Source organism: Hydrogenophaga sp., from assembly GCF_051007235.1.
In the GTDB taxonomy this organism is placed as follows: domain Bacteria; phylum Pseudomonadota; class Gammaproteobacteria; order Burkholderiales; family Burkholderiaceae_C; genus Hydrogenophaga.
Genome location: NZ_JBPCSJ010000303.1, coordinates 1 through 4080 on the forward strand (window position 1 = coordinate 1; position 4080 = coordinate 4080).

General features: G+C 66.9%; 5 protein-coding genes. All 5 read right to left on the reverse strand.

Going from position 1 to position 4080, the window contains the following annotated elements:
- Positions 1–298, reverse strand: a 298-nt coding sequence (locus ACR2JA_RS10705) for a LysE family translocator (protein ID WP_434009068.1), incomplete at its 3' end; no start/stop codon positions are given.
- 12 nt (positions 299–310) lie between these two features.
- A complete protein-coding gene (locus ACR2JA_RS10710) occupies positions 311–1507 on the reverse strand; it encodes a restriction endonuclease subunit S (protein ID WP_434009069.1) in 1197 nt (398 codons plus the stop codon).
- The gene (locus ACR2JA_RS10715) at positions 1504–3135 is read right to left on the reverse strand and encodes an HsdM family class I SAM-dependent methyltransferase (protein WP_434009070.1); all 1632 of its coding nucleotides are present in this window, start codon (positions 3133–3135) and stop codon (positions 1504–1506) included. The genes ACR2JA_RS10710 and ACR2JA_RS10715 overlap by 4 nt, the downstream gene beginning before the upstream one ends.
- A 20-nt stretch (positions 3136–3155) precedes the next feature.
- The gene (locus ACR2JA_RS10720; protein WP_434009071.1) at positions 3156–3770 is read right to left on the reverse strand and encodes a hypothetical protein; all 615 of its coding nucleotides are present in this window, start codon (positions 3768–3770) and stop codon (positions 3156–3158) included.
- 21 nt (positions 3771–3791) lie between these two features.
- On the reverse strand, positions 3792–4080 hold a 289-nt coding region (locus ACR2JA_RS10725), incomplete at its 5' end, for a hypothetical protein (protein WP_434009072.1).

Genomic DNA, 4080 nt, shown 5'->3' on the forward strand with positions numbered 1-4080 from the left:
CCACACCGCCGCGGCTGCGCAGCGCGCCGATGCCCAGCCAGACGAGGTAAGCCCCGCCCACCACGCGCAGCGCGGGGAAGGCCACGGGCGACGCCGCCAGCACCGCCGACACCCCCAGCGCGGCCAGCAGCGTGTGGCTCAGGCACCCGGCCGCGCACCCCAGGCCAAAGGCCATGCCCAGCCGCCGGCCGCGCGAAGCGCCGACGCTGAGCACCATCAGGTTGTCCGGCCCCGGCGTGGCGGTCAGCAACACGGCGGTGAGCAGGAAGGGCAGGAGTTGTTCGGGGGTGATGGGCATGGCGGTGGCGGGTCAGGCGGGCGCGAAAGCCTGGGCGAGCAAGGCGTCGAAGGTGGCTTGGGCTTTGGCGAGGGCGTCGTTCTGTTGACGTTGGATGGATTCCGCTGCCCAGACACGTCCACGAAACGCTTCCTGCAGCGGCAATGGAGGAACCTGCACAGGGAACGCACTGAGCTGGGTTTTGTTGATGGAGGCGATGCCTGTTGTCTTCTTGGCAACGCTCAAGAAGTACGACTTGCCATAGTGGCTCCCCACCAGCGAGCGCAGGTATTCAGGCACCAGGCGGTCACGATGGCTGCGAACCTTGAACACGTGGTTCTGGTGCACGCAGTTTTCGATTTCTCCACGCCACAGCGCACCACGACCCAGCTTGTCCGGATCACCACCTTCGGTCATCAGCAGGTCGCCAAACTCGATCCGCAACTTGTCCACCTCGGTACGCTTGATCTCGATGGTCTTGACTTCACCGAGGTCCAGGTAGCCGTCCTTCACGTTGGCCACCCGCATGTAAGGCAGCTCAACGCCTTCGTCTGCCGTCAACTTGCGGCCCTTGGCAACACCGGAGATCACCTCAGCCACCTCACTGAGCGGTGCCACTGGCCAGCCCATCGGGTTGGTGGCCGGGTCGCCGAAGTGGTGGATGAACAGGGCCGGGATCAGTTCTGCGGCTTTGGCGGCGGCTTCGCGGCGCAGGCGCACGATGCCTTCGGCGCGGGTGAGCAGATCGACGATGCGGCGTTGCTCTGACAACGGCGGAAGCGGAATGTCACTGCCAGCGAGAAAGCTGACGGGCACGCGCTGCTGCCCACCCGTGCCGGTGAAGTTGCGCTTGGCCTCATGTCGAAACGAAGGTTGTCGCACGTAGAAGTGCAACCACTCTGGCAGCACCTCCGCCTTGGCGCGCAACACATGGAACTCGGTGGACCCAAAGCCGTGCCCGTTCGCCAGGTTTCGCGCGATGGCGGCTTTGCCGTTTTCCATGCAAGGCGTGATCTTGGCAAACAGAACATCGTCCTCGCAAAAAAACGTGTAGCCCTTGCGCACCTCGGAGAAAGACCTGACCTGCGGGGCCGTGATCGAACAAGACAGTTCGCTCACCGCGGCCATGGGCACGAAGCTCACCTCGGTGTCGTCGCGCAGCGGATGCCCTTTGGGTAACTTGGGGTTGAGTTCACAAACATCGCCCAGCTTGGCGAGCGGCCATGTCATGCCTGCGCCTCCGCCAACGCCGCCCGCAGAGCCTCCACCTCTTCCGCGATCTCGGCCTCGATGGCGGCCAGTTCGTCCAGCAGGGTGCGCGGGTCGCGGTGCACCACCTGGCTCTGGCTCATGGGGCGGTAGCGGCTGGCGGACAAATTGAAGTCGTTGGCGCGCAGGGTGGCCGCGTCGGCGAACCACCACAGGTCTTTCCACTCGGCCGCCGCGTCGCGCGCGTCCCACAGCGCCCAGCCCGCGCCGCGTTCGGCCTCCGCCTGGGCAAGCGCGGGCAGGTCGTCGGCGTCCACGGGGGTGTCGTGGTTGGCGTCCATCTTGTAGCCGTCGGCGTCGGCGTGCAGGAACAGCACGCGTTCGGAGCGGCCGCCCAGGCGGAAGAACAGCACGGACGTCTTGACGCCGCTGTAGGGCTGGAACACACCGCCGGGCAGGCTGAGCACGGCTTCGACGCGGTGGTTTTCGACCAGCTGGCGGCGCAGCTCCTTGTGCGCGCCGGTGGAGCCGAAGAGCACGCCCTCGGGCACGATGACGGCGGCGCGGCCCCCGGGGCGCAGGCTGTCGACCATGTATTTGAGGAACAGCAGTTCGGTGGCGGTGGTGCTGCCCACTTTCACGTCTTCGACGATGCGGTCTTTGTCCACCCGGCCGGAAAACGGCGGGTTGGCCAGGATGACGTGAAAGCCCTGCGCGGGCAGGCCGAGTTCGGCCTTGCGTTCGGCGTCCAGCGAGGTGGTGAGCGCGTTGCGCAGCTGGATGGCCACGTTGGGCAGGCCGCGCAGGGTGAGGTTCATGGTGGCCAGGCGCACCATCTTCGGGTCCACGTCGTTGCCGAAGAAGGTGGCGTTCTGCAGCGCGCTGACCTGCGCGGCCGAGAGCCGGTCGCCCAGGCCGCGGCGCTGGCGCTTGCCGTCCACCTCGGCCTCGCTCACGGCGCTGGGCGATGAATGCGCCAGGCGCATGTGGTTGTAGGCGGCCACCAGAAAGCCGGCCGTTCCTGCCGCCGGGTCGTACACGGTTTCGCCCACCTGCGGGTCGATCATCTGCACCACGGTGCGGATGATGTGGCGCGGCGTTCGGAACTGGCCCAGTTCGCCGGCCTGCTTGATCTGGCGCAGCACGTGTTCAAACAGGTCGCCCTTGGTGTCGGCGTCGGACTGGTCCAGCCGCAGGCCGTCCACCAGGTTGACGACCTGGGTGAGCACGGTCGGGTCGTCGATGGACAGGCGCGCGCCGCGCATGAAGTTGTGCGCCGCGCCCTCGCCCATTTCGCCGTAGAAGGCGAACACCTCGTCGCGCACGAAGCGCACCAGCGCCTCGCCCGACAGGGCCTTGGCCCAGGTGGACCACTTGAAGTGGCTGCGCGGCAGGTGTTTCATCGGCGAAGGGCTGCCGATGGCGTTCAGCGGGTTCCTCACTTCCCACACGCCGTCGTACAGGCTGGTGTAGGGCGTCTTGAGGACTTTGGCGCGCAGCGTGTTTTCAGCGTCGATGCCTTCGACCAGGTAGAAGAAGAACAGGAAGGAGAGCTGTTCGGCGTTGCTGACGGGGTCGGGGTAACCGCCGCCAAACAGGTAGTCGCGGATCTGGTCGATGGACCGCCGCATGTCGGGGGTGAGGGGCATGTCGGTTCTTCTGGAAAGGATCAGGGCGCGTTGGCGTACATCAGCACTTCGGCGGCGCGCAAGGCGGTGACGGGGTAGCCAAAGGCGGTGTTGACGCGCTGGTGTGCGGGCTGAAAGTCGGGGCGGGCGACCAGCGCGCGCAGTTCGTCTGTGTAGCGCTGGTAGCGGCCGGTCTTGTTCACGTCATCGTGGTCGTTTTTGAAGCGCCAGCCGGGCACTGCCACGGCACGCGCATAGCTGTAGACCTTGCTGTCCCAGATGGCGTAACGGTCGGGGCAGAGGAAGTGCAGCAGCTTGGACACGCCGACGATGGAGTTGTTGATGGAGGCTTTGAGCTGGTCGAGCTGGCCCTCGCTCAGGTCGGCGCCCGTGCGCGCGCTTTCGAGGATGGCGGCTTCCTGCGCAAACGGTGCGGAGGGGTCGGCGGTGCGCAGTTCGAGCACGGTGGGCATCCAGCCGTAGACCATGTGGGCGGCGGCCACGTAGCCGGCGGGGTCAATGGGCCGGCCAGCCAGGGCCTGCACCAGGTGCGGGTACGAGGTGGCGTAACCGGTGGCGCCAGCGCCGACCGGCAGCGAGAGCTGCAACACGGCGTCGGGCACGGGGTAGTGGTGGCGGGAGTTTGTACGGGTCATCAGTGGGTGATCAGTGGTTGATCAGTGCGTGGCCGGCGGTGGGGCCGGCTTGTGGGGTTGGGGAGTGGCGCTGTCGCCGGCCGCGCCACCAAAGAGCTGGGCGTTGAGGCTGGCGTTGCGGGCGCGCAAGCGCGCTTCGCTGCCGAACACGCGCACGGCCTGCTGCAGACCGCCGAGCTGCGAGAAGGGGTGGAAGGCGAACTGCTCGACCTGGAATTCGGCCGCTTCGCCGCTGTAGGCATCGGCGTTGGCGCGCAGCTGCTGGCCGACCATGCGCAGCCAGGTTTCTTCACCAGGGTTGAGGCCGGTC